This window comes from Mesorhizobium sp. M4A.F.Ca.ET.050.02.1.1, from assembly GCF_003997725.1.
Lineage (GTDB): Bacteria > Pseudomonadota > Alphaproteobacteria > Rhizobiales > Rhizobiaceae > Mesorhizobium.
On the sequence record NZ_RZSG01000470.1, the window covers coordinates 1 to 4,761 of the forward strand.

Below are 4,761 nucleotides of genomic sequence, written 5' to 3' on the forward strand. Positions count from 1 at the left end.
GCGCCGGGCCCGGCGGCTATGTCTGCGCCATCCGCGCCGGCCAGCTCGGCGTCGACACGGTGATCGTCGAGGCCGGCAAGCCGGGTGGCACCTGCCTCAATGTCGGCTGCATACCGTCCAAGGCGCTGATCCACGCCGCGGAGGAGTTCGAGAAGGTGGCGCACATGGCCGGCGGCAAGAGCCCGCTCGGCATTTCACTCACCGCGCCGATGCTTGATCTGGCCAAGGCAATCGCCTGGAAGGACGGGATCGTTAGCCGGCTGAACAGCGGCGTGGCCGGCCTGCTGAAGAAGGCCAGGGTCAAGACCGTACAGGGCTGGGCGACTTTCCGCGACGGCAAGACCGTCGAGGTTGAGACCGAGACCGGCACCCAGGTGATCCGCGCCGAGACGGTGGTGATCGCGACCGGTTCGGCGCCGGTCGAACTGCCGTTTCTGCCGTTCGGCGGCCCGGTGATCTCGTCCACCGACGCGCTGGCGCTGAGCGAGGTGCCGAAGAAGCTCGCCGTCGTCGGCGGCGGCTATATCGGGCTGGAGCTCGGCATCGCCTTCGCGAAGATGGGCGCCAAGGTCACCGTGGTCGAGGCTTTGCCACGTGTGCTGGCGCAATATGACGCCGAACTGACCCGACCGGTGGTGAAGCGGCTCGGCGAACTCGGCATCGAGGTGATGACAGGCGCCAAGGCCAAGGGGGTGTCGACCCAGGGACAGGCCGGCAAGGGCGATTCGCTGCTGGTCGAGACGGCAGACGGCAAGAACGCCAAGGTCGCCGCCGACAAGATCCTCGTCACCGTCGGGCGCAAGCCGCTCACCGAAGGCTGGGGGCTGGACCAGATCGACCTCGACATGGCCGGCAAATTCATCCGCGTCGACGAGCAGTGCCGCACCTCGATGCGCGGCATCTTCGCCATCGGCGACGTCACCGGCGAGCCGATGCTGGCGCACCGGACGATGGCGCAGGGCGAGATGGTGGCCGAGATCGTCGCCGGTCACAAAAGAAGCTGGGACAAGCGCGCAATACCCGCCATCTGCTTCACCGATCCGGAACTGGTCACGGCCGGCCTGTCACCTGACGAGGCGAAGGCGCTCGCCGGCGAGGTCAAGATCGGGCTATTCCCCTTCGCCGCCAACGGCCGCGCCATGACCAAGCAAGGCGAGGATGGTTTCGTCCGTGTCGTCGCCCGCGCCGACAATCATCTGGTGCTGGGTATCCAGGCGGTCGGGCAAGGCGTGTCGGAACTGTCGGCGGCCTTTGGCCTGGCGCTGGAAATGGGGGCGCGGCTGGAAGACATCGCCGGCACGATCCACGCCCATCCGACGCAGGGCGAAGGTTTCCAGGAAGCAGCGCTCAAGGCGCTGGGTCAGGCGCTGCATATTTGAAAAGGTGTTATCTCCCCCCTTGAGGGGGAGATGGCCGGCAGGCCAGAGGGGGTCGGTGCGACCGGACGCGACCTCCCTTGCGACAGATCGAGGTTAGCGCTCCACGCGAAACGACCCCCTCTGTCGCCTTCGGCGACATCTCCCCCTCAAGGGGGGAGATCACCCAGCTCACCCCGCCAGCCGGCTTTCCATCTCGTGCTGGGCGTAGGCGCGGCCGAAGCGGTTGGCGAGGAAGGCGTCGAGCGCGATGTCCTCCTGGCGGACGAAGCCTTTCGCCGGCAATGTGCCGTCGGCGAGCATGTCGAGCACGGCGCAGATGCCGGAGGCGGTGGTGATCTGGATGGCGCTGCGCACCAGAGTGCCGACGCGCTTCGAGTAGATCTTGTTGGCGTAGGTTTCCTGCAGCAGGCGGCCGCTCTTGCGGCCCGAGACGGTGACGAAGACGATGACGACGTCCTGCAGCGTCGCCGGCAGGGCGCTTTCGAAAATGTCCTTCAGCACGTCGCGACGGTGACGCAGGCCGAGATCGTTGAGCAGCGCCTTCATGATCGCGGCGTGGCCGGGATAGCGGATGGTGCGGTAGTTCAGCGTGCGCACCTTGCCCTTCAGCGTCTCGGCCAGCGTGCCCAGCCCGCCCGAGGTGTTGAAGGCCTCGTAGGTGACGCCGTCGAGCGAGAACTCCTCGCGCTCCTCCAGCGGCGGCACCTCGATCAGCTCGCCCTCGACGATCGCCTCGCAGGGCTCGCAATATTCGTTGATGACCCCGTCGGTGCTCCAGGTCAGATTGTAGTTCAGCGCGTTCGACGGATATTGCGGCAGCGCGCCGACCCGCATGCGCACGCTCTCCAGCGTGTCGAAGCGGCTGGCGAGATCGTTGGCGACGATCGAGATGAAGCCCGGCGCCAGCCCGCATTGCGGAATGAAGGCGCTGCTGGCATCGCGCGCCAGCTCCTTCACCCGCCTTGTGCTGACGACATCCTCGGTGAGATCGAGATAGTGCACGTCGGTAGTGGCGGCCGCCTCGGCGATGCGCGTGGTGAGATGGAAGGGAGCGGCGCTCAGCACCGCGAATTTGCCGGCAAGCGCTGCCTCGAGCACGCCCGGCGCGGCGATGTCGAGTTCCATGGTCTCGACGCCCGCGGGGAGTTCGGCCGCGGCAAGCTGCGCCGCCGAGCGGTCGACGAGCGTCACGCCATAGTCGCCGGTGGAGGCCAGCATCTCGGCGATGGTCGAGCCGATCTTGCCGGCGCCGACGACAACGATGTTCTTCATGATCAATACCCCTGCCATTTCGCGTTACGCAATTCCGGACGGAAACCGCTTCACACCTTTCCTGGAATTGCTCCTGAGCTGGCCGGAATCATCGCAGCTTGCCTGTCGAAAGGAAGCGTGAAATTGTACGAAACGAAATGCCGCTTTTAACAATATGCCGACAAGGATCGTCGAAATGATCAGCGATGCCGAACAGGCCCTGCTTTCACTGCTGCGCGCCAACGCGCGCGCCTCGACCGCCGAGCTCGCCCGCCAGCTCGGCGTGTCGCGCACCACGGTGCAGAGCCGGATCGAGCGGCTGGAGCGCCGCGGCATCATTGCGGGCTACGGCGTGCGGTTGTCGCCCGACTATGAGCAAGGGCTGGTCCGGGCGCATGTGCTGCTCACCGTGACGCCGAAGCTCGCCGACAAGGTGGTGCGCAGCCTGCAGGCGCTGCCGCCGGTTAGGACGCTGCACTCGGTGAGCGGCAATTTCGACATGATCGTCATCGTCGATGCGCCGTCGATCCGCGATCTCGACACACTGCTCGACCAGATCGGGGCGATGGATGGGGTCGAGCGGACGTCGTCGTCGATTATTTTATCGACGCGGATCGATCGGTGAAACTGTTGAGATGCTGGCGCGAGGGGCGAAGGAACGCTGCGCTTCCTTTTCAACGCCCCAAGCAGCCTACGCCCTGCGCCGCTCCGGCCCGTTGTCCAGCCAGGCGACATCTTCCGGCGATAGCTTGATATCCAACGCCCTGAGACTGTCCTCCAGCTCGTCCAGCGTGCGCGGGCCGATCAGCGGCACTGACGGGAAGGGCTGCGCCAGCACATAGGCGAGCGCGACATGGATCGGGCTCTTGCCGAGACGGTTGGCAAGCTCGATGGCGCGGTCGCGGCGGCCGAAATTCTTCTCGGAATACCAGACGCGCACCAGCTCCTCGCTATCATGCTTGTCGCGGCCGGCGCGATCGGTGAAGAAGCCACGGCCCTGGCTCGACCAGGCGAAGTTCGGCATCTGCCGCGCCGTCAGCCAGGCCTTCCAGTCGTCGGTGGACGAGGTGACGCAGCCGGCCCAGATCGGCTCCAGCATCTCAGCCAGCGAGAAATTGTTGGAAAGCGCGCCGGGCTTCTGCTTGCCGGTGCGCTCGGCATAGGCAATCGCCTCATCCATGCGCTCCATGGTCCAGTTCGACCCGCCGAACGGACCGCGGATGCGGCCGGCCTTGACCTCGGCGTCCATGGCGTCGACGAATTCGCCGACCGGCACGTCCGGATTGTCGCGGTGCATGAAATAGATGTCGACATGGTCGGTCTGCAGCCGGTCGAGCGACTGGGCGAGCTGCTTGCCGATCACATCGGGATAGCAGAGCGGTGAATGCGCACCCTTGCCGATCACCACCGACTGCTCGCGCACGCCGCGGTTTCGCAGCCAGTGCCCGAGCAGCGTCTCGGTATAGCCGGCGCCATAGACGTAGCCGGTGTCGAACAGATTGCCGCCGGCCTCGAAGAAGGCGTCAAGCAGGATCGAACCCGAAGAGAAGGTCCGGAAATCCTCGAAGCCGAGCGCCACCACAGACGTCGGCTTCGGCAGGCCGGGGATGGCGCGCTTGCCGATGGCCTTGCCATCAGTGCGCAGCGGCCGGCCAACGATGGTGTTGAGGCGCTTAGCCGGCTTTTCGATCTCGTACTCCAGCCCAACCGCGGCGCGCCATTTGTCGAGAACACGCAACGTGCCGAGGCTGTCGGCCCAGGACATGCCTGGCCAGGCGAATTCCTGGCGGCCGGCGAGGATCGCCTCGCCGGCACCATCGACCTCGAAGGAATAGACATGGCGCGTCTCGTTGACGCTGATGGTCTCGCGTGCGTGGCCTGCCCGGATCAGGTCGATCCGGCCCTGCCCGACGTCGCGGTTGCCACCGGCGAACCAGAAGTCCGGAACCTCGATGCGACCCTTGGTGCCAAAAATGCGCAGCACATTGTCCTGGTCGAGCGAAATGCTGCAGGAAAGCTCGGCGACGATGCCGCCGGCAAACTGCAGCAGCGCCGAGGCCCACTCGTCGACGCCGGACTGGCCAAGATGTGCCGCCCCCACCACCTTGTCGGGCTCGGTGAAGGGTAACCC

Annotated in this window: 4 protein-coding genes; 2 read left to right on the top strand and 2 right to left on the bottom strand. The window is 65.9% G+C overall.

Features of this window, described 5'->3' with window-relative positions:
• On the top strand, positions 1-1,379 hold a 1,379-nt coding region (gene lpdA, locus EOA33_RS24710; protein WP_127406825.1), incomplete at its 5' end, for a dihydrolipoyl dehydrogenase.
• 168 nt (positions 1,380-1,547) lie between these two features.
• On the opposite strand, the gene EOA33_RS24715 is transcribed toward lpdA, so the two are convergent.
• Positions 1,548-2,651 (bottom strand): saccharopine dehydrogenase family protein, encoded by a 1,104-nt coding sequence (locus EOA33_RS24715; RefSeq protein ID WP_126057339.1) that lies wholly within the window; start codon positions 2,649-2,651, stop codon positions 1,548-1,550.
• A gap of 175 nt (positions 2,652-2,826) precedes the next feature.
• Between EOA33_RS24715 and EOA33_RS24720 the strand changes: the two genes are divergently transcribed.
• On the top strand, positions 2,827-3,255 hold the full coding sequence (locus EOA33_RS24720) for an Lrp/AsnC family transcriptional regulator (protein WP_126057340.1): 429 nt from the start codon (positions 2,827-2,829) through the stop codon (positions 3,253-3,255).
• A gap of 66 nt (positions 3,256-3,321) precedes the next feature.
• On the opposite strand, the gene EOA33_RS24725 is transcribed toward EOA33_RS24720, so the two are convergent.
• Positions 3,322-4,761 (bottom strand): aldo/keto reductase (locus tag EOA33_RS24725; RefSeq protein WP_127406826.1); only part of this gene is annotated, 1,440 nt, incomplete at its 5' end.

What these genes read in the sequence shown, in the direction of transcription:
- EOA33_RS24715 (WP_126057339.1), bottom strand. Translation starts at nt 2,651, where the DNA reads ATGAAGAACATCGTTGTCGTCGGCGCCGGCAAGATCGGCTCGACCATC.
- EOA33_RS24720 (WP_126057340.1), top strand. Translation starts at nt 2,827, where the DNA reads ATGATCAGCGATGCCGAACAGGCCCTGCTTTCACTGCTGCGCGCCAAC.